We start from the raw sequence: 21001 nt of genomic DNA on the forward strand, positions 1-21001 counted from the left end.
GCCCGGTGGTGGTGGCCACCCAGGTGGCGGAGGGTAGGGACCCGGCGGTGCCCCATGCGCTTCCGGTGGAGCCGGAGGTGGCGGAGGGATTGGGCCTGGCGGCCGGAAAGCCGGCGGGGGTCCCGGCGGAGGCGGTGGAGGTCCGAGCGGGCGTTCCGGTTTGCGGTGCTCGCGCAGCGTCTCGGATGGCGGAGCGAAGTCCTCGGGCGCGGACGTCGGGCCGTCGGCGCCGAACTGCTCGAACTCCACCGGCACCATTGCCGTCGGCATCTGCCACGGCGGCAGCGCGAGTTTACGGGCCGAGGACCGTTTCGGCCGACGGCCGGCGGCGGGGGTGTCCTGTTCGGACTCGGACTCAACCGACGTCTCTGTACCTGCGGACGGCGGCGCCGCAGGCGTCTCGTCCCAATCGGTGGGTGACTGGGTGCTGTCGACAGGCGGAGCCGCATCCGGTGGGGTTACGTCGAACGACTGTGCCATTTCGGCATTGGCGGGCGCTGCGACCTCGTCGGGTACATCAAAGTCTGGGAGCGCCGCGGCGTTGGCCGGCGCGTCGAGGTCGGTTGGAACGTTGACGTCAGCTACAGGCTCGATATCGGCCGGCGGTTCGATTTCTGTCGGCGGCTCGGTGGCGGATGGCGGCACTTCTCCGGAGTGGTCTTCTGCAGCCGGCTCACGGGATGCGAGCTGGGACCGCTTTGCCTCCATCGCTTCGAGCAGGGCAGCTGCCCGCAGTTCGATCTCATCGAGTTCACGCGGTTCTGGTTGCTCGGGCTCGGCGTGGTCGGAGGCTGACAACTCGGGCTCGGGCTGCTCGTCCAGCGCGGTCCACACGTCCGAGTTCGATGGTGGGGTTGGGTCCCACGACGGGGAAGTAGGTTCTGCGGCCGGCGGTGTGGATTCCGCAGGAACCTCGAATGCCGATGGCTCCGATTCCGCTATCGGATCAACGGATGTTCCGGTAGGAAACTCCGGAGTGTGCGGCTCCGACCATGGCGTGAGCTCCGGCCACGACGCATTTTCGACCGAGGTTTCGGGCGGCGAACTTAGATCGGGCAGTGAGCCCCCGGCGGCAGGCTCCGACGTCGAGCCGCCGAAAGCTGCCACCTCTAATGGGTCCGGATTGGCCGATGTGCCACCAACAAACTCTGGCGCGGATTGTTCTGGATCTGGCTGCAGTTCGGCGTCCGCTGGTAGTCCTTGTGGTGGGTTCAGCCCTGCCGGCGTCGATTCGGGAAGCGACGTGTCGGAGTCTGGCAGCTCTTGCCGGGGTACCGCCTCGGAAGCCTGTTCTGCTGGATCCAGCCACTGCGCGGGCTCATGTTCCGGTGCGTCGTCGGCTTCGGGGAGCTCAGCACTCGGTATCTGGCCGACGTCCGGGAGTGGCGCCTCAGCGGCGGGCTCCGGGTCCCACTTCTCGGTAACCCACGATTCGGGAGCGAACGGGGCTGCGGGCAGGTCCGCAGGCGCGGGTGTGTCGGCAAGATCCTCAGATGCCGACGATTCCGGTTGCGGTTCGGCCTCCGCTGTCGTGCCGAGATCCGCTGGGTCGGGACCCGGCTCCTCGAAGGCGGACAGCGCAGGTTCTGGCGCAGCGTCGGCCGCGGGGGCGAGCTCTGGCTGCGCTTCGGTATTTGCGGGTAGCTCAACCTCGGGCAGCGGGCTGAGTTCCACTAGCGCCGGGTCGGGGACGACTGCGTCGGAATCCGGCGTTAGCGCGTTTGGATCCGACTGCGCGGCCTCCAGCCACCGTTCTTGCTCCGGTTGCGACGCGTACCCAGGAACGGCTGCGTCGGAGGTGGGTAGCTCGGTCTCAGACGCCACGAGCGCATCGGGGCCCGGCGGTGTGGACTCGGGAAGCGACGGCGCCAGATCTGACTCTGGCACGACCCCAAGGTCCGGTTCGGCGGCCGGCTCGGCCGCCGATTGCTCAGCAGCCAGGGCGTGGGGTTCCAACCAGGAGGCCAACTCCGGCGGCGGCTTCGGTTCCCATGGTGATTCGGTAGCCGCGCCATCGTCGAGAGTCGGTGGCCCCTCCTCGTCTGCCGCGAGCGCAGGAGATTCCGGCGAGTCGGGGACGTCCGCCGCGTCGTCGTCGGCCGCGGATTCGGTCGGTTGGTCGGTTGCGTCCTGCACGAGTGCTTCCTGGACCGCACCATAGTGCGCCCACGGATCCTCGGGTTCGGGGGCAGGTTGGAACCCCTCGCCAGGCGGGGCCGGTTCTGTGGACGACTCTTCGTCGGCCGCCAGGGCGTGTTTGGGGGGGCTCGGCGGAGGCGTAACCGGCTCTCGGACCGGCTCTGCGGATTGTTGCTCCGGTATCGGGGTCCGGCGTGGGACGCGTACCCCGCGGTCATAGGCCACCTGGACCCGCTTGGGTCGTGTTTCCGCTGCGGGCGCGGAATCCGCCTCGTCGGTAGCTGTGGGTGCGCCAGGGGGCGGATCTTGGCAACCGACCGGCTCCTTGGAGCCCGTCCGCCCACGCCCATTAGCTGGCTTTTGGTCGCCTACTTCCGCCGACTCGTTACCGGCTGCTGCCTGGTCTTTTTGCCGTCCGCGCCCGAGTCGCACCCGCCGACGCTGACTCTCTTCAGGCAGCCAGGGCGGACGCGCCAGCGACCCACGGTCATCCTCAGCAGGCCTTTGCTTGGGCAACGTCCCCCCTTTCGGTACCGAGGTGCATGTATGCCGTTATGGTACGTAGCGTTGGGCACGGCTTACCAATTCGAGGCTCCCACACATTCGACGGCCTCACGACGCGAATTTCCGGGTTGCTTGCCCGCCTCGACGTGACCTTCCGCGGCCTAAGCGGCTGGTGTGACGGGCGTAGGCCGCGGGAGTTGCTGGCTGCGCTGTGGCGGAAAACACAGTCCACCGCCCCACCGTCTGGATCACGGCAACAGCCCTCCGCTACAGCGAGTAATCCGGTGTATCCGTTTCCGCGTCGGAGGCTTCGGGGTGCCGCCGGCGGCGGGTCAGCGCAAGCGCCCACGCCACCCCCATCAGTACCACGCTGCCGGCCGCCACCGAGAACACGATGATCCGTGCCCGCTGACTTGCCGGGTCGGGGTGAGCCCGCCCGGGAATGGGTGTTCCGGCGTGGGGGTTAGGCAATTCATTAGGAGCGGGAACCTCGTAGGTCAGCGCCGCGATCGGGTCAATCACTCCATACCCGGTGGCGGCGTTAGCCCCGGCGCCGGGGGTCCGTGCGGTGCGTTTGATCAGGTCCATCACCTGACCGGCGTTCAGTTCCGGAAACCGGGACCGGACCAACGCCACCAGGCCGGAGACAAACGGCGCCGCGAAGCTAGTCCCGTTAACCGGGGACAGCACGCCTTGCGAATCCGGCTCGGCGTTGGTCAGCCCGGGGCTATAGGGGTCCAGCGATGTGATGCGTTCGCCGGGGGCCGCCACATCAACCCAGGGCCCGTGCAGGCTGAAATCCGCCGGTTCGGCCGCCGGGGTCACCGCGGCGACGGCCAACACATAGTCGGAGAACCAGGCGGGGCTGGCGATCGTGGTCACCGAATCCCAAGCTTTTTCCACAGGCAGGTTGGGATCGGTCATGGTGTTCTGGGTGGTGCACATTCCCTGCCCGCCCTGCTTGCTGACGTTGCCGGCGGCGGCCACCACTACGACGTTGCGCTCGAACGCGTTGCGCACTGCACGGCCCAACGCTGCGTCGTGGGGTGGCGCGGCAACCGGAGTGCAGGCCACCTCCGAGAGGTTGATGACTGTTGCGCCCAGGTCCACAGCCCGCGTGATGGCATACGCCAGCGTCAACGTGCTGCCGTAGCCGGGGGAGATGGCATCCGGGTCGTTCCGCTGTTCACCGCCACCGCCCTCAACGCCATAGACACGGCTGTTCTGTCGGATCGAGAGGATGGTCGCCTCGGGTGCGACGCCGGCGAAGGTGTCGAGGGGGCTGGGTGTGCCGGCAATGATGCCTGCTACCAGCGTGCCGTGCGCGTCGCAGTCTTGCAGTCCGTCGGTGTTGGAGACGTAGTCGCCCCCGCCTTCCAATGCCGGCAACCGTGGATGCCGGTTCACCCCGGTGTCGATCACGGCAACCTTTTGGCCGGCGCCGCGGGAAAACTGCCAGGCGCTGGTGTAGTTGAGCATGGCCTCAGCGCTGGTTTGCACGGAAAAGTCGGTATGCGCCAACAGCCCGGTCGGGATACCGCAGGTGTGCTTGAGCTCGGTGGGCTCGGGCGGCCCGACCGGCCCGGTCGGCGGCGGTCCGGGTTCCACCACCGGTGGCGTAATTGCCGACGCCGGTGGCGGCGTGGCCCCCGCCACGAACGTCAGCACGGCCACCGCCGCAGCGCAGCGCCGGGCGGACCTCACCACCACGGACCCAGTCTCTCGTAGACGCCGACCACCCACAGCGCCAGCGGGAGCAGCGCCGCAACCCCGACATACTCCAGGTAGGCGAGCAGCGTCGCCGGCCGCTGCAACCTGCCGCCGGACGCGCTCAAACCGGCCACCACGGCGCCGACTGCGATGGCTAGCACCACCCCCAGCGCGACCACCGGGATCGGTGCCAACCCGTTTTGTGCTATCGCGCAGGTGATGGCGACCAGAACGACGGCCGGCACCGCCAGCCCGGCGCGTTCCACCCAGGTGTCCGGAACGCGGCTGCGCAAGCCCAGCACCGCCGAGCAGGTCAATGCGAAGGCGAACGCCGCCCAGCGGACAACCCCGGCGTCGCGCAGCAGCACCGCGTTGGCCGCGGCGGCCGTGGCCGCCAGACCCGTCAACAGCGCCGAGCGGGTTAATGCCGCCGAATGCACCTTGGCCCACACCGCTTCCGCGGTCGGCATCGCCGCACCGGAATCGTCATCGCGGCTGGGCTTCGCCGACGCCGGCGATTCAAAGGGGTTCTCGAAGGCGTACTCGTCCCGGTCCGCATCTGCGTTAACCGTTGGTGTCTCGAAGCGGTCGAGCCGGGCCGTCAACCGCGGAATCACCAAACAGGTCAACGTCGCGGTCACCGCCAATGTCACGCACACGACATCGACCCGCAGGCCAACCGCATGGCTCAGTACCGCAACACCGCCTAACCCGGCCACCACCGAAGTGGCCACATACGCCCAGTGCCCGGTTCCGATCACCCGGTAGTAGACGAAGTTGAGCACAAGCACCACGGCGCAGGCTGCAGCCACCCCGTAGTTCCCAAACCGGGTCAGGACTACCCAGGCGATGGCCGCGGTGATCGGGATCGCCGCCCAGCCCATCACAGCGGCGACATCGTCGAGCCCGTAGGAGCGGTGGGCGACGGCAGCCACCCCAGCCAGCGCCACCGCCACCACTGCGGCAACCCCGACGATCACCGCACGCTGCGCCGCGAATGCCGGGTGGACCAGGCAGAACGCGAAGGCGGCGGCAGCCAGGTGGGTGCCGGCGAACGCTAGCCAGCGCGCGGACCGGGCGTCCCACGCGGCGTACGCCGCCTTGTTGAGCCGGGCGGCGGCGTCGACCACGTCGTCGTACAGGGTGGGCGGGGATAGCGCCCGCCGCGACGACAACCGCAGCAACTGGCCGTTGACCACCCCGGCTTCGCGCAGGGTTTGGTCTGGGCGCACCTCGGCGCCGGTGTCGAACCGGCTAAGCACCCAGAAGGTGCGCCGCTGGTCCTTGGCTGCGGGGTCCTCGTCGTCGTGGGGGACGTCGCGGGATCGGACCAGCCGGGCCAGATCCGGGACGAAGCCCGACACCGGGATGTCGAGCGGCAGCGCGATATCCAGTTGGGTGCGGCCACCGAATACCGACACCCGGATACGTTCGGGCGCGGCCGAGATCACCCGAACCTCGTCGAGTTCGCTGAGGCCGCTCACAGGTCAGGCATCCTGGACAACTGAATTACCCCGCTTCGCATGCTGCGCGAGACCAACATGCCCCGGCCCGGGGGCATCTGGGTGGCTTTGTGCCCGAACAGCGCACCCTCCTCTTTGGACCCGCTCATCACCAGCGCGTTACAGGACAGGTCCCGCAGCCGCCCGATGAACTGGTCCATCATTGCCCGGCCCGCGCCGCCGCTGCGCCGGGTGACGATGACCCGCAGGCCGATATCACGCGCCTGTGGCAGGTATTCGACCAGCGGCCCGAGCGGATGGCTGAGCCCGGTACCCGAGATGAGGTCGTAGTCGTCGATCATCACGAACAAGTCCGGTCCCGACCACCACGAGCGATCCTTCAGCTGCTGCTGGGTGATGTCGCTGGGTGGCAGGCGCTGGGCCAAGGACTCCGCCAGCGCCTTCATCAGCTCCGCGCACGACTGCGACGCGGTGGCGTAGCCCCCCAGGTAGTCGTTGTCGACCACGCCCAGCAGGGAGCGGCGGAAGTCGACCAGGATGATCTTGGCTTCCTCGGGGGTCGCGTTCTCCATCACCCCGGCGGCGATATTGCGCAGCAGCCCGGACTTGCCGCATTCGATGTCGGCCAACGCCACCAGATGCGGTTGGGCGTCGAAATCGAGGACGACGGGCTGCAGTTCCTCTTCGCTGATACCGATCGCGATCCGCGACTTGCTGAGCATTCCCGCGTTCCGCGCCGCCCGCACCACAGCCTCCCGGTCCACGCTGTGCGGCAGCATTCGCACCCGCGGGGCTTGCCGGTTGCCGTAGTGCGCCCGCACCGCCTCCACCGACGCCGACACCCCGGTCGGCAGGTCTTCGACGCCGGAGCTGGAGTCCAGCCGGGGCAGCGCGATCAACATGTGTAGTCGCTGCGCGGTCATACCGCGGCCCGGCCGGCCGACCGGCACCAGTTCGGCGAACTTGCGACCGACGTCGCTGTCCAGCGGATCACCCAGCCGCAACTCGATGCGGGTGCCGAGCATGTCCTTGACCGCCGCCCGGATCTCAAACCAGCGGGTCGCCGAGATGACGAGGTGCACCCCGTAGGACAGGCCCTGGATCGCCAGCGCCTGCAGTGTCGGCTCCAGCATCTCGAAGTCGCTGCGGATCGAGGCCCAGCCGTCGATCACCAGGAACAGGTCGCCGAACTTGTCCCGGCTCAACGGATCCTGGGCGGCCACCTCCGGCGGCAGCGTGGCCAGCCGCGCCTTGCGCTGGCGGAAGTCCTGCATCGACTCGATGCCCAGATCGCGGAACAGCAGCTCCCGAGCCCGCAGCACGCCCGACACCTCGGCCACGGTGCGGCGAATGCCGTCGGCGTCCATCCGGCCGGCCACCCCGCCGACATGCGGCAGATTGACCAGGCTGGTGAGCGTGCCGCCACCGAAGTCCAGGCAGAAAAACTGCACCTGTTCGGGGGTGTGGGTGGCGGCCGCCGACATGATCAGCGTCCGCAGCGCGGTGGACTTGCCCGATTGCGGACCGCCGACCACCGCCATATTGCCCTGGGCGCCGGACAAGTCGACCATCAACACGTCGCGACGCTGATCGTAGGGGCGGTCGACCAGACCCATCGGCATCCACAACCGGCCGTTGACGTTCTCTGGGGCGTCCCAGTTCGACGCCGGCAGCAGCCGGTTGACCGCCCAGCTTTCGTCCAGCGGGTCTAGCCACACCTCGTGGGCGGGCCGGCCGTGTCCGCGCAGCCGGGACACCACCATGTCCAGCAACGTCGTCTTAGTCGGCCCCGACGGTGTGGCCGGTTCGTCGTCGAGCACAACCTCATCGAGTTGTGGCGGCGCGGGCGGCGGGTCGTCCTTCTTCACCGGGGTGGCGGTGAAGAGCTTCGGGGCCAGCGCGCCCAGCTGCTTGACCCGACCGCCGGACTGGGCGGCGGCCCGACGCGGCCGGACGTATTCACCGGAGACGTAGCAGGTGTTGAACCGAATCGGCTCGGATGCATCGCACTTCAGGTACGCCGAGCCGGGGACGCTGGGCAGGTGGTAGGCGTCCGGCACGCCGAGCACGCTGCGGGACTCGCCGGCCGAGAACGTCTTGAGCCCGATCCGGTAGGACAGGTGCGAATCCAGCCCGCGCAGCTTGCCCTCCTCCAGGCGCTGCGAGGCCAGCAGCAGGTGCACGTGCAGCGACCGGCCGAGCCGGCCGATCATGACGAATAGCTCCGCGAAATCCGGCTTCTGCGACAGCAACTCGGAGAACTCGTCGACGATGACGAACAACGCCGGCAGCGGGTCCAGTTCGGCGCCGTTGGCCCGCGCCCGCTCGTACTCGTTGACGTTGGGGAAGTTGCCGGCCTTGCGCAGCAATTCTTGGCGACGGTTCAGCTCACCGGCCAGGGCGTCACGCATCCGGTCGACCAGGATCAGCTCGTCTTCCAGGTTGGTGATGATCGCCGCGACGTGCGGTACCCCGTCCAAGCCGAGGAAGGTGGCGCCACCCTTGAAGTCGACCAGCACCAGGTTCAACGCATCCGGAGAGTGCGAGGTGATCATCGACAGCACCAGGGTGCGCAGGAATTCCGATTTACCCGAACCGGTCGCGCCAATACACAATCCGTGCGGACCCATGCCGGCCTCGGCGGACTCCTTGATATCCAGCTCCAGCGGCAAGCCGTTGGGGGTGTAGCCGATCGGCACCCGCAGCCGTTCCCGCGGCGTGCGTCGCCGCCACACCTGCTCGGGCACGATCTCGGCGGCATCGGCGATCTTCAACAGGCTCATCAAGCCCGGGTCCTCGGCGCGGGTGTCCGACTCCAGGCTGACCATATGCGCGGCGCTGGCCAGCCGGTAGCGACCGATGCGCCGCGCGGTGGCCTCGGCCTCGGCGACGGTGATGGTGTCCGGGGTGGCGAACCGCTCCACCCCGACCGCGGTCCGCGCTCCCACGTCGTCGCCCTCGACGACCAGCTGAAGGCCCCGCCGCGCCGCCAGCCCGTCGGCCGGGCCGTTGAGGTCCAGGATCGTGGCGCTGTCCAGCCCGGCGTCGGTCATCAACCGCTCATCGCCGGTGATGTACCCGTCGTCGAGCACCACCACCAGCTGCTTGAGGCCCTGGGTGGGTTCGGCGTTGCGGGCGAACCGGCCCCGCTGGCCCAGGTCGGCGTCCAGCGACCGTTCCAGCAGCGCCAGGGTCGGAAACAGCAGCCGCATCGGGCCCATCCCGTCGCGGGCGGTGTCGTGTTGGGCATGCGGCAGCCACTTGACCCAGCTCCAGTTCTCCCCGTCCGGGTTGGCGGTCACCACCGCGACCTGTACGTGGTCGGGCCCGTGGAATGAGCACAGCTCCAACACCATGGACCGCACCAGCTGCTGGGCCAGCTTGCGGTCGCCCTCGAAGGTGATGGCCGGGAAAGCCCGCAGCGACACCGCGGTGGGCAGCGCGTGCACCACCGAATGGGTCTTGACGTAGCGGCGCAACGCCACCGTGGACACCGGTTCGAGGTCCTCGGGCGGGCCGGTCTCGGGGGCCAGCAGCCGGGTCGCCAGCCGGTGCGTTCCGACACCGACGCGGACGTGGCAGAAGTCCGGGTCGGAGGGGCGGCGTTCCCACATCCGGCGGGTGCCGACCACGTCGGCCAACGCCCGCGGATCCGGGTGACTCCACTCCAGCGCGGTGCGTTGCTGCTCGCCGGTCACGTCGGACTCGTCGCGCAGGTTCGCCAGGTAGCTGAAGTAGTCCTTACGCTCCTCGTTGAGCTCGGCGGCGGCCTTGCCCTGCCGGCCGCCGCCCCCCATGAACATGCCGGCCATCGACATGATCATCATCATCGGGAACACCAGGAACATCGGGTTCTTGGTCAGATCCCGGCCGCCGACGGTCACCATCAGCGCGATCATCCCGACGACGGCAACGATCATCACGAACGGCATCAGCTTCATCAGCAGGTTGCCCGGAATCACCCGGGGCACCTCCGGCGGCGGCTGCAGGTTGACCTCGCCGCCAGGCATCCGCGGCAGCGAGACCCGCAACCGGCGCGGAAAGGGTTCGGTACTCACCGCTGGTTTCTCCCGTGAACTCGCCGACCAATACGTGCGGCATCCCCGGGTATTGTCGCAGGCAAGCAAGTGCACCGGAGGAGGCCGATTGCGTTGACTCTACCGCCGTCATTGTCCGAACTTGACGCGGAATCCCAGCCGGAACTGGAGCTGAGCCGCGTCACCTTGGTGGTGGGCGGGCTGCGGATCGACGTGGGGTTACCGCCGAACGTCAGCATCGGCAACTTCATCGACGACGTCGTCGATATCGCCAACGAGCAAATCGCCATCCGACCCGAGTTGGCCGGTATCGAGTTCGATACCACCGAGGGGAAGTGGACCCTGGCCCGGCTCGGCGCCGACGCGATCGATCCCAGCCGATCGCTGACCGAGGCCCATGTGTACGACGGTGAGCTGCTGGTGCTCCGGGAGATCGGACAGCCGGTCAGCCCGCTGCTGTTCGATGACGTCGAGGACATCGCCGAACAATCGGAAAACCCGGTGGCCGGCTGGCTGTCCCGCGACGCCCGGCTGGTCATCTGCTTCGGGGTGGGATTGGCCGCCGCCGTGACGGCGGCGCTGCTGTTGCCCGGGCACGCCGACACCGTGTACCTACCCGCGACCGCGCTGGGCCTCGGGGTGCTGGGCGTGATCATCGCGTGTGTGTTCGCCTACCGCTCGTCGGGCGCCCGGCGCTCGGAGTGGGTGGCTGCGGCGGCCACCCCGCTGGTCTTCGGCGGCTCGCTGTATGTGGTGCCGGACGGTTTCGGGGTCAAGGCGCTGCCGATGGCGTTCGGTCTGACCGGGTTGACGTCGCTGGTGGTGGTGCTGCTGTCCGGTCGCGGGCGGGCGCTGCATACGACCGTGGTCGCGCTGGCGGCGATCGGCGGGGTGGGCGCGACGGTGGAATTGTTGTGGGACCCGCCCCCGCGGGCGATCGGCGCCGTGATGGCCGCCGTGTCGGTGGTGGTGGTGTACCTGTCGCCGCGGGTGACGATCCTGCTGTCGAAGTTGCCGATCCCGCGGGTGCCGACGGCCGGCGAACCGCTCGACGACATCGAAACCCAGGGCGGCACCACCGTGGAGGGGGTCCAGGCCGTCGGCAAGCAGATCATCCCCACCGAGGAGGGCATGATCGCCCGGGTGCGCCGGGCCAATCAGTACCTGACCGGCATTCTGGTCGCGGCGGCGATCACCGCGTTTGTGGGGTGCTACCTGGCCGTCGACGTCAGCGCAGGGTTCTACTGGCAGGGGGTCGCGTTCGCGTTCGTGGTGGCGACGGTGCTGTGTTTGCGCGGCCGCAGCCACCACGATCTGGTCCAGTCGGCCACCCTCATCGGCGGTGGGTTGGCGGTCGCGCTGATGGCGATCGTCAAAACCGCGGCCTGCGTCGAGGGTTGGCAGCTGAACGCCACCCTGGCGTTGGTGCTGCTGCTGGCACTGGCGGTGGCCTGCGGGGTAATCGCGCCGCGGTTGGAGTTCTCCCCGGTGATGCGCCGTCAGGTCGAGATCCTGGAGTACGTCGCGATCGCGCTGGTGTTCCCGCTGTGTTGCTGGATCATCCGGCTGTACGCGATGTTCCGGGAGCTGCGGATCTGAGCCTTAGTGCTTGGGCGGATCCACCTTCAACCCGGTCGGGTCGGCGGCCATGCCATCATGGGCGACCAGCGCCGCCTCCTGGGAAAGCTCCGGGCCCGGCGGCAACAGCGACAGCACCGGCCAGGGCGCGAACTGGGGCAGCTGCGCATCGCTGTCCGGGTCTTTGACGCCGGTGACGCCCAGCGCGGCGGCGGTCGGCAAATCCTTGATGAGGTAACGCAGCCCGGTGTCGGAGACATAGAACAGGCGGCCCGTGGCGCGGCTGTCCACATCGCCCCCGGTGGCTTGGACGAACTCCCCGCTGCCCGGTTTGAGATACACCGAATCCAGGCCGGGGCCGTTGCCGTCGGCGGTGGCCAGCCGGACCGGCTGCGCTCCGCTCGGCAGCGGGAGACGATGGCCGACCAGCAGCCGCGTGGTGGCCTGCGCAGCGGTGTTGGCGCGCTGCCAGGACATGCACATCACCCGTTCCGGCTCCAGGTTGACGATCTCGGGCGACACGGTGGGATAGTGGTCGACCGGCAGCTCATGCACCACCGGTACGCCGCTCACCACCGCGGGCGCGACCTCCTGAGTCCCCGCCGTGGGGATTTCGGGGTTGCTGTAGCGGATGATGTCGGCGGTGGCCGCCGAGACCGGTTGCAGCCCGTCGCGCAGCACCACGTAGAGCTGTTCGCCCTTGGAATCGACGGTCTTAATGATCGAGCCCACCCGATAAGCCGGCGGAACCGACGGGATGGTGTCACCGACCCCGCTGATCACCACCGGGCGGATCGGCGGAACCAGTGGGAACGCGTTGAGCAGGCCCGGTGAGATCGGGCGCGGAAGCGTGCCTTGCAGGTGCAATGCGTTGACGACGATCGGATCCTGCGGGTCGACCGGGGCCCGCACCCCGTTGTAGATCAAAAACACCGTCTTGCCGTCGGTGGCGGCAACCATCTGGGCGGGTGTGGCGGCGCGGATGTCGTCGTTGAGCACCGGATCGTTCGCCAAGACGGTGGTCTCTAAGCCGGCCATGCCGGTGCCCTTGGCGACGTCGGGGGTCTGCACGGTATCGCACACCGTCCACGACGACTTCCCCAGATCGTCGCCCGGGCGGATGCTGGCCGGGGCCCCGATGATTCCCACCATCGGGCCGCGGGGCGTGTCATTTAGCCATTTGTCGTCGACCTGTTTGGGCGTATCGGGTTGCCCGGTGATCAACCGGGCCGATGTCACATTCAGCACCGGGTGGACACGATCGCCAATCTTCACGAATAGCGCGCCGCTGGATTTACTGAGCAGTATTTGTGCATTCCCGATATTCGGGCTCGGTTTGAAGAACGCGAGCACCCCGCAGGCCCCGGTGATAAGGACCGCCATGACCACACCCACCATCAGCGACCGGATTTGGCCGCGCATCGGGTCGTGGATCATTCGGGAGTCGGCGCGGATCAGGGCGTGCTCCAGACGCCGCAGCAGGAACCGATACCCGTTGACCTGTGCGCGCGTGGTAACTTGCGCTGGCATCACCGCTCCCATCAGCATCGGTCCCGTACCGAAGCATCGGTAGCGTACAACAGGGTCGCGGGGGTAACGGCACACAAAGTTGTGACCTCCACGCAGCGAATTAGGAAGCCGACTGTGCCTGGTCGTCGTGCCGTGGAGCCCCGTCGTCGGGGCAAGAAGTTGCCGGAGCCGAGCCAACTGCGGGCCACGGCCGATATCCGCGCGCAACGGTTGCTGCCGCTCATCGACCTGCTGTTGCTGCAATTGCTGGTCGCGGTCGGACTGGTGGTGGCCCTGCTTATCGGGTTCCCGGGCTGGCAGGGGGCCGCGGTCGGTCTGGCGGTGGCGCTGCTGGTGGTATTCCGCTTGCGCGGAACGACGCTGCCACGGTTAATCGCGTTGCGTCTGGGTTTTGCACGGGAACGGCGCAAAAGGGTTCAGAAAAAGATTCCCGCCGAGCCTTTTGACGTGCCCATGGCGGAAGGCTCGCTGATCGGCTTCCGGTGGGACGGCAAAACGCTCTTGTCGCTGCTGAAAATCGAAGAAAACCCGCAGGCGTTGACCATCATGGAGCCGGGTGTGACGGTGTCCGGGGAAACGGTTCCAGTGCATGCCCTGGTCGATTGTCTGCAGCAATTCGACATCACCCTGGATTCGATCGACGTGCTGAGCCAGGGCGCCCGCTCACACGGCCACAGCGAGGTGGCCGCCGTGTACGACGCGGTGCTGGGACCGCTGCCGGCCATCGCCCAGCGCAGCGTGTGGATCGCCATCCGGTTCGACCCGGCCCGGTGTGCCGACGCCGTGCGCCGGCGCGGCGGCGGCCGGGACGGGATTTTGCGGACCGCCACCACCGCGACCCGGCGGGTGGCCAACCGGTTGACCGAGGCCGGCCTGCGTTCCCGGGTGCTCACCGCCAGCGAGATCAGCCAGGCCACCAACCAGCTGTCCGACGGGGTGAACCTGGCCACCGTCGAGGAAACTTGGCGCACCTGCCGGGAGGGCCGGTTCCGGTTGCGCAGCTTCGCGATCAAACCGGCCATGCTCACCACCGCGGGACTCGGCCTGGTGTGGACCATTCCCAGCTACTCCACCACGGTGTGCCTGTCGCTGCGCCGTGGCGGCCGTGACCTCACCCAAATCCGCGGGCTGGCCCGGTTCGACACCCACGGCCCCGCCCGCATCTCGTTGCGCGGCCTGACCCACCTGCGCGGATACCAGTTCTCGGCGCTGGCGACCAGCCTGCCGGTGCCGCAGCCGCAGCGGCAAATCGAGCACTGGGCATTCGCGACCGGCGAGGCCGAACTGCAGCAACTGGCCGTTCCGGCGTCGGGATGCGGTCAGGTCATCGGCGCCGACGACCACGGCCGGGCGGTGGCGTTGCCGCTGTTTGGGCCACAGATCAGCCGGGTCGAGATTGTCGGCACCTTGCACCTGGCCCAGCAGGCGGTGTTGCGGTCGCTGGCGCTGGGGGCGCGGGTGTTGGTGCACAGCCGGCGTCCGGGGCTGTGGCGCGACATGGTCGACGAGGTCGACGACCACGACCTGCTGTGGGTCGCCGACTTCAACCGCGGCGCCATGCAAGCGGGATCCGAGCGCAACTATTCGGTCGAGATGTTCGACGGGGTGCCCGAGCAGTCGGTGCGTGTCGGGGTGACCAGCATGGTGGTGCTTCCCCCACGGTCCGCGGTGAACCCGAACGCCGATGTCGCACTGGAATTGCTCGATATGGACACCGACACCGTCAAGGTGAGCACCCGGGCCGGTTCGTCGGTGGTGACGATGGTCGCCACCGACGAGGAGATGCGCTACATCAAGGCGTCGTTCGACGCCGAGGATTAACACCGCATGCTCAACGTCGGATCACTGATCGCCGGGTACCGGGTGGAACGGGTGCTCGGGGCGGGCGGCATGGGCGCGGTCTACCTGGTGGCCAACCCGGAATTGCCGCGCCGCGAAGCATTGAAGCTGCTGTCGGCCGAGTTGTCGCGAGACCAGGGCTTCCGTGCCCGGTTCGTCCGGGAAGCCGACGTCGCCTCCGGGCTGGAACACCCGAATATCGTGCCCATCTATCGGCGCGGCCAAACCGAGGATGGCCAGTTGTGGATCGCGATGCAGTTCGTCGACGGCACCGACGCCGACGAGGCGCTGCGGAGCGGGAAGATGACCCCGGAGCGCGCCATCCACATCGTTGGCGAGGTTGCCAAAGCGTTGGATTACGCCCACCGGCGCAACGTGATTCACCGCGATGTCAAACCGGCGAACTTTCTGTTGTCGGGTCCGGGCGGTCCCGAGGAGCGGGTACTACTGGGGGACTTCGGCATCGCCCGAGCATTGGATGACGCCAGCCTGACCGGCACCGGCGAGGTGATGGCCACCGTCTCCTACGCCGCACCCGAGGTGATCGCCGGCGACCCGCTGGGGCCGCGCGCCGACCAGTATTCGCTGGGCTGCGCCCTGTTTCGGATGCTGACCGGCAAAGCCCCGTTCGCCACTGCCGGGGCACAGGCCGCGGTGATGATGGCCCACCTGACCAAACCCCCACCCCGGGTCAGCGAGCAGGCCCCCTGGTTACCGCCAGCGCTGGACGGTGTGATTGCCACTGCCATGGCCAAAGACCCAGCGCACCGGTTCGCTACTTGCGCTGAGCTCGCCGCTGCCGCCAAAGCCGCACTGCGGCAGCCCGCCTCAGGCAGCGAACCGACCCATCGCATGGCGTCGAGCCAGCACGCCGCCCCGGCCTACTACGCACCGCCGGGGCTGCCCACCCAACCGCACACACCTACCCCGCCCCAGAAATACGCGCCACCGACACAACCTCGGCGTCGCCGCACCACGATCCTCGCGGTGGTGGCCGGTGTGATGGTGGTGGCCGCCGGTGTCATCACCGCGATCGCCTGGCCATCCGAGAAATCCAAACCGACCGAGGCCGCTTCCCCGACCACCACAACGACAACGAGTCGGCCGCCACGAGTACCCGCGACGGCGTTGCCTGGTCTCCTGCTCAGCGCCGACGAGGTCAGCAGCATTATGGGCGTGCCGTTGCAGGGGGGCCCGGTCGGCGACAGCTTGGTTGACAGTCGCCAGTTCACCTCGGTGACAGATTGCATTGGCGCATTTACCCCTGCCCAGGTCGCCACTTATGCCGGTACCAAGTGGACCGCCGTACGCGCACAGGGCTTGGACCAATCGGCCGCTCCGGATCAAGGTGGCACGGTTGTGATCCAGGCGGTCGTCGCGCTACCTACCGCAGACATAACCAATTACGTGTTCATGAACCAGTCGAATCAATGGCAGGACTGTGCGGACCGCCCCGTCACGTGGAGATCCGAGGAGTGGACCCTCGGCCGAGTGAACCACGTCAACAGCAACATGGTGACCCTCACCATGACTCTAGGAGGCGGCGCGCTGTCATGCGGGCGGGCACTGGCAACGCACGAAAGCATCCTCGCCGACGTCAAAGTCTGCCACCCGGGCGAGATCACTACGCAGGCCAGCGACATCGCCGCCAGGATCGTGGCCAAGGTTCCGGAGTGAGTGAGTCCGTTATTGCCCATATCCGGCGGGTTGCACCCACGCTGCTGATCGCGATGCTGGTGACGAGTTGCGTGCGCGGGGTGGATGGCACGGCCAAGCCGGCCGCGGGCCTGGTGCCGAGACCGGTGACCGGGGAAGCCATCCAGCAGGTGCTCCCCGAAGCCGGACAACTATCTCAACTACTCGGCCAGTCGATCGTGGCGGACGACATTAGGGAGCCCCCGAAATTCGGCGGGATCGACGATATGCCCAACGGTGTCTTCGCGTCCGCAAAGAACACGCCCCGCGAATGCGGCGGGGTGGTCGGGTTGTTACAGCAAAATCCCTACCGAGGATCGACCGTAAAGAATTTCATCGAGCATGACTTTGCCAGCGGGCGGAGCACTCGGCCGGTGAAGGTGGCGGTGGTCTACGCCGGCGTCGTCGCGCTGGCGAAGGCTGCAGATGCCGACGAGCTTTTCGGGACGTTCTCCCACCAGTGGGCCGGCTGCGACGGTAAGACGATGAGCATCTTCAAGCAGGACGGCACGCTGAACCAAACCCGCAAGATCATTAGCGTGCGGGCCGCCGATTCGGTACTGGTGGCGAACTTCCAAACCACGTCGAGCGACGGCTACATGATCATGACGTCGCATGCCTTGGGCATCCGGGTGAACTGCATTGTCGAGGTTGAGGTTGGCTTCCAAAACGAGTACCAGTCACCTGTGCTGGTGGGAACGGGTGATCCCGACATCAGCGCCCTGCAGATCGCGCACACGATGATGGACAAGGTCAGCGAATTGAGTTAGCGGACCCGCGGAAAAGTACCCGATGATCCCCGCCGCGGTGCGTTAGCGTAAACACGGTCGCCCCGACGAGGGGTTTATAAGCTCAGGAGTGAACATGTCCTACCGGTCTGGCGATCAGGGCTATTACTCGGCCGAGCGCACCGGCGGCTACGGCGCCTACCAGCCGTCGTCGGCTCGCTCGGACTCTTCACCACCGTTGCCTCGGTACCTAAGCCTGGGTGTGGTCGCGCTCGGGCTGGCGTCCTATCTGGTCAGTTACGGCCCGGTGCTCGGCCTTGCAGACATCGGCTGGGGTGTCCGCTTTGCCGTGCTGGCCGCTCTCCTCGCCGCGTTCGGACTGGCACCCGGGCAGACACCGAACGCCAAGGTGATCGCGGCGCTCGCTGCGGCGGGTTTTCTGGACGCGCTGTCGACCTTGATCACCGCCCCCGACGGCAGCCGACCCGGCTGGGCCCTGACCGTCATCGTGGTGCTCAACGGTCTGCAGGCGGTCGCCGCGGTGGCTGCGTTGATGCTGCAGGCCGGCGTCGTCGGCCAGCGGGCCTCCCAGTCCGAATACGACGCCTACGCGGACTACTACGCGCAGGCGGCCCAGTATTACGGGCAGTACGCCCAGCAGCAGCCGCAGCCCGATGAGCTGCGTCGAGCCGGGACGGCTCAGGCGCAACAGACCCACCAGGCTGCGGCCCGGCAGTCGCAGCAGGCCCCCGCATCACAAGCTGGCAGCTATGCGGAGTATGTCGGCAACTATGGGACAGACGCGACTCATGGTCGGGCGCCCGCACATCCCGACCAGCAGGCCGCACCGACCGGGCCGCAAGCAGGATTGCCGAGTTTCGGGCAGGCCCAGGCCCCCGCTCAGCAGCAGGGTGGCGGCGCGCATGCGGAGCACCGGCCGACCGCACCCCAGTGACCCGTGCCAGGCCGGGGGCGGGCAAAGGCCCCGGCTTCGGGGTTGCCAAATTTTCCGCGCGAACCCCGTCCGGGAGTCTGCTAGCCTCATGTGCTAAGGCTGACCAGGGGCGATGACTGCCAGCTGGAACGCCTCAGAACGGGACGTTTCGAGAAACGAGGGGGGCTTATCGGGTTGGCATACGGCGGCGCCATCCCTCTCAGCAAGCGGGAAGTGGATTACCACCAGCAGTGTTCAGGGGGTGGAGGCTGACATGATCAAGCAAGGGTTGGCCGCCCAACAGGCGATGCCACCCGGATGGTCGGAAACGTAAAGTACCTTTCCGGTCGACACAAATCTTGAGTCCAGAACATAGGGAGGACGAAATGGAGCACTCATCAGCCGTCGGTAACGACCACGACAATGACAGCGGACTTGCCGTCAGCGTGCCGGAAGCTTTGGCCGCGTTTAGGGTCGCACGTCAGCACGCGGAGAACGCCGACAGGATCTTCCGCAGCATCGAGGATGAGCAGCACGCCATGGCGGCGAACTGGAGCGGAAGCGCTCACGGAAGCTACATGAACGCGTCGATGAGCTACAACGATGAAGCGTCCGAGATCACCAAAGGACTTTTCAACTTCATCACCGTCAGCGAAGAGGGCGTGCAGCAAATCCACTCGCACGACGACGCCTAAATACAGACCACATCTGATCTTAAGGAGACGAAGCAATGACAGATGAGATTCACTACGGCAAGGCGGCGTACGGAAACCTGGACGAACTGGCGAGCCATGGGGCGAAGCTGGATGCGGCCACTCAGGAACTGAGCGAGGCGTTCCGTACCCTCTACGGTGTTTTCAGTGGTCAGGGTGCAGGTGCGGTCCGGCAGGTCGAGATGGCCGTTGGTCAAAACCTGCAGGACTGGATCGCCCGACACAACCAGCAGACACAGCAGGCGGTCGATCAGCACGACGCCATGGGGCAGCAGGACGCGGCCGTGCGCGATGCCGTGCTGGGCAGCTACGGCGGCGGTCGTGGCGGGGTCTCTAGCGCGTAGATCCCACGCTCGGCTCGCGGCCGCGGCATTGTTCGGAGTCGCAAGACTCCAGATGATGCCGCGGCCGTTGTCGTCTGTCTAGGGCACCAGGCGTTTGCACAACCCGCTCATCGCGTGGGCGGTGGTGCGGGCCACGGTGATCGCATCGCCACTGGATTCATCGAACGTCTTGTACGCCGTCGATAACGTGCCGAGCGAGTCGACGGTGGTGTGCGCCATCTCGGCGAGGGCCTGGGTGGAGCCCGGCGCGAGCGCCTTGTTGAGCGCGTCGGCAGCCTGATGAAACAGGTCACCGGCGTGCTGGACGGCCGCGGTGCGGTCCGGGTCGTCGCGCACCGACGGGTCCAAGATGGTGGTGCCCTGCGGGATCACCGACAGCACATCGGCCGCCTCGTTGATGAGTTTCCCGGCCTCGTCCCAGCCCTTACAGGTTTGCCGGTCGGCTTTCGCGGTAGGCAGCGGCGCCGGCGGCGGTGGTTTTTGCGGGGTGACGGTGACGGTGACGGTGGCCGGCGCGGCGGCGTCGGCGCGGTGACCTGCCAGATATCCGGTGCCGAGGCTGGCCGCCACCCCGGCCACCACGGCGCCCGCCGCGGCCGCGCCGACTAGCGCCGGCCAGCGGCGCGGAACCCGATAGAGCTTTCCGGCCATCTAATGCGAACCCCCCTCGGGCAGCCAGCGGTAACCCGCGGAAGCTTAGCGGATTTCCTCGGCGAGTCTGTCGACCAGGGACGTGTTGAGGTAAGCGGTGGCGGCCGGACCGCCGGTGTTCAGCGCGGCGATGGTGGCCGGATTGTCCACGATCACCAGGGTCACGCTGGCCGCGGTGAACCATCCGGGCAACCCGGCGAACCCGCCCGACCCCGCGGCCGGGTCGCTGCGGCACACGATGACGACGTCGGTCTTGAACGCGTCGTATTCGGTTTGGGACCGGCGTTGCACGACGATGTCCGCCGGGCCGCCGGGGGTGCGCTCGAACGCGCTGTTGTAGGTGAAGCCCAACCCCTGCAGGTAGCCGGTGGGCGGCGATTCGCGCACCGCGACGGTGGTTTCGTTCCCGGTGTAGTTGATCACCGTGATGCTCTTGCCGGTGAAGTTCGGGTGCTTCATCCGCACCTGGGTCAGCTGGTTCGCCGCGTCGGCGATCACCGATTTCGCCGCGTCGTCCTTGCCGAGGATCTTGCCGATCCAGGTCAGCTGCGCCTGCCAGTTCCAGGAGGCGCCGGCGTCGGTGGGCCGGGTGATGGTCGGCGCGATCGAGGCGAGCTTGGCGTAGGTGGCCTGGTCCAGGTCACCGCTGTCGATGATGACGTCGGGTTTGGCGGCCGCGATCGCGGCCGGGTCCACCGCCGGCAGCACCGCGGGGTTGGTGTGCGCCAGATCCTTCTCCCAGGTCGGCATCTGCCCCTGCGGGGCGGTCAGCACGACGGGCTGCACCTTCAACGACAGCACCGCGTCGGCGTCCCCGGGCCCCAGTGCCGCCACCGCGCGGGGTCGCTGGTCGAGTTTGACGGTGCCGAACGCGCCGGTGAAGGACTGCGCCTGGTAGGGCGCCTCCTTCTCGCCGCGGCCCATCAGCGCCACCGCGGTGACCGCGGCCGCGGTCACCGCGACGACGGCCACCAGCGCGGCGATCAGCCACGTCCGGCGCCGGCGTTTCGGCGGCTGCGGCGCCCGCAGCTGGGCGGGCGGTTGCAACCCCGGCGGGGTGAAGTGCCCGGACGGGGTGGGGGTGGGCTTTGGTTTTTTCTCCTTTGTGGCTGTCGGGCGTCTTTTGTGTGTGTTTT

Annotated in this window: 13 protein-coding genes and 1 pseudogene; 7 read left to right on the forward strand and 7 right to left on the reverse strand. The window is 67.7% G+C overall.

What is annotated here, in order from left to right; translation table 11 throughout:
* The 4 genes and pseudogenes from BKN37_RS28900 to eccCa all read right to left on the reverse strand — a co-directional run.
* Positions 1-2136, reverse strand: a pseudogene (locus tag BKN37_RS28900) (hypothetical protein); the annotation flags it as partial.
* 774 nt (positions 2137-2910) lie between these two features.
* Positions 2911-4347, reverse strand: coding sequence for a type VII secretion-associated serine protease mycosin (mycP, locus tag BKN37_RS15640; protein ID WP_071027459.1), 1437 nt, complete (start codon positions 4345-4347; stop codon positions 2911-2913).
* A complete protein-coding gene (gene eccD / locus BKN37_RS15645; protein ID WP_242657266.1) occupies positions 4344-5837 on the reverse strand; it encodes a type VII secretion integral membrane protein EccD in 1494 nt (497 codons plus the stop codon). Before eccD (BKN37_RS15645) ends, mycP begins: the two co-directional genes overlap by 4 nt.
* Positions 5834-9874 (reverse strand): type VII secretion protein EccCa, encoded by a 4041-nt coding sequence (gene eccCa / locus BKN37_RS15650; RefSeq protein WP_071027441.1) that lies wholly within the window; start codon positions 9872-9874, stop codon positions 5834-5836. Before eccCa ends, eccD (BKN37_RS15645) begins: the two co-directional genes overlap by 4 nt.
* A gap of 111 nt (positions 9875-9985) precedes the next feature.
* Here eccCa and eccD (BKN37_RS15655) point away from each other — a divergent pair, with 111 nt between their 5' ends.
* Complete coding sequence (gene eccD / locus BKN37_RS15655; protein ID WP_242657267.1) at positions 9986-11452, forward strand: type VII secretion integral membrane protein EccD; 1467 nt, start codon at positions 9986-9988, stop codon at positions 11450-11452.
* A 3-nt stretch (positions 11453-11455) separates the two neighbouring features.
* Here eccD (BKN37_RS15655) and eccB read toward each other — a convergent pair whose 3' ends face one another.
* Positions 11456-12961 carry a type VII secretion protein EccB gene (gene eccB / locus BKN37_RS15660; protein ID WP_071027464.1) on the reverse strand — a complete coding sequence of 502 codons (1506 nt, stop codon included), beginning with the start codon at positions 12959-12961 and terminating at the stop codon, positions 11456-11458.
* A 132-nt stretch (positions 12962-13093) separates the two neighbouring features.
* Here eccB and eccE point away from each other — a divergent pair, with 132 nt between their 5' ends.
* The 6 genes from eccE (at position 13094) to BKN37_RS15690 (ending at position 19214) form a co-directional block, all read left to right on the forward strand.
* Positions 13094-14782 carry a type VII secretion protein EccE gene (gene eccE, locus BKN37_RS15665; protein ID WP_071027445.1) on the forward strand — a complete coding sequence of 563 codons (1689 nt, stop codon included), beginning with the start codon at positions 13094-13096 and terminating at the stop codon, positions 14780-14782.
* A gap of 6 nt (positions 14783-14788) precedes the next feature.
* A complete protein-coding gene (locus tag BKN37_RS15670) occupies positions 14789-16477 on the forward strand; it encodes a serine/threonine-protein kinase PknH/PknJ (RefSeq protein ID WP_083341825.1) in 1689 nt (562 codons plus the stop codon).
* A complete protein-coding gene (locus BKN37_RS15675; protein ID WP_071027447.1) occupies positions 16474-17265 on the forward strand; it encodes a sensor domain-containing protein in 792 nt (263 codons plus the stop codon). Before BKN37_RS15670 ends, BKN37_RS15675 begins: the two co-directional genes overlap by 4 nt.
* A gap of 94 nt (positions 17266-17359) precedes the next feature.
* Positions 17360-18178 (forward strand): DUF5336 domain-containing protein, encoded by an 819-nt coding sequence (locus tag BKN37_RS15680; protein WP_071027466.1) that lies wholly within the window; start codon positions 17360-17362, stop codon positions 18176-18178.
* Between the two features lie 365 nt (positions 18179-18543).
* Positions 18544-18852, forward strand: coding sequence for a hypothetical protein (locus tag BKN37_RS15685; protein ID WP_071027449.1), 309 nt, complete (start codon positions 18544-18546; stop codon positions 18850-18852).
* Between the two features lie 35 nt (positions 18853-18887).
* Positions 18888-19214 carry a hypothetical protein gene (locus BKN37_RS15690; RefSeq protein ID WP_071027452.1) on the forward strand — a complete coding sequence of 109 codons (327 nt, stop codon included), beginning with the start codon at positions 18888-18890 and terminating at the stop codon, positions 19212-19214.
* Between the two features lie 78 nt (positions 19215-19292).
* Here the strand turns inward: BKN37_RS15690 and BKN37_RS15695 are convergent, their stop codons facing one another.
* Both BKN37_RS15695 and BKN37_RS15700 read right to left on the reverse strand, forming a co-directional pair.
* Positions 19293-19865: a hypothetical protein gene (locus BKN37_RS15695; protein ID WP_071027454.1), complete on the reverse strand. Its 573-nt coding sequence runs from the start codon at positions 19863-19865 to the stop codon at positions 19293-19295.
* 45 nt (positions 19866-19910) lie between these two features.
* Positions 19911-21001: ABC transporter substrate-binding protein (locus tag BKN37_RS15700; protein ID WP_207547247.1), on the reverse strand; the 1091-nt coding region annotated here is incomplete at its 5' end.

The sequence above is a fragment of the Mycobacterium talmoniae genome (assembly GCF_001854525.1).
GTDB classification, from domain to species: domain Bacteria; phylum Actinomycetota; class Actinomycetes; order Mycobacteriales; family Mycobacteriaceae; genus Mycobacterium; species Mycobacterium talmoniae.

Bases quoted from the DNA above. Each gene is read 5' to 3' on its own strand.
- BKN37_RS15670 (WP_083341825.1), top strand. From the start codon at position 14,789: ATGCTCAACGTCGGATCACTGATCGCCGGGTACCGGGTGGAACGGGTG.
- eccB (WP_071027464.1), bottom strand. From the start codon at position 12,961: ATGCCAGCGCAAGTTACCACGCGCGCACAGGTCAACGGGTATCGGTTC.
- BKN37_RS15690 (WP_071027452.1), top strand. From the start codon at position 18,888: ATGACAGATGAGATTCACTACGGCAAGGCGGCGTACGGAAACCTGGAC.
- BKN37_RS15695 (WP_071027454.1), bottom strand. From the start codon at position 19,865: ATGGCCGGAAAGCTCTATCGGGTTCCGCGCCGCTGGCCGGCGCTAGTC.
- BKN37_RS15680 (WP_071027466.1), top strand. From the start codon at position 17,360: ATGTCCTACCGGTCTGGCGATCAGGGCTATTACTCGGCCGAGCGCACC.
- BKN37_RS15685 (WP_071027449.1), top strand. From the start codon at position 18,544: ATGGAGCACTCATCAGCCGTCGGTAACGACCACGACAATGACAGCGGA.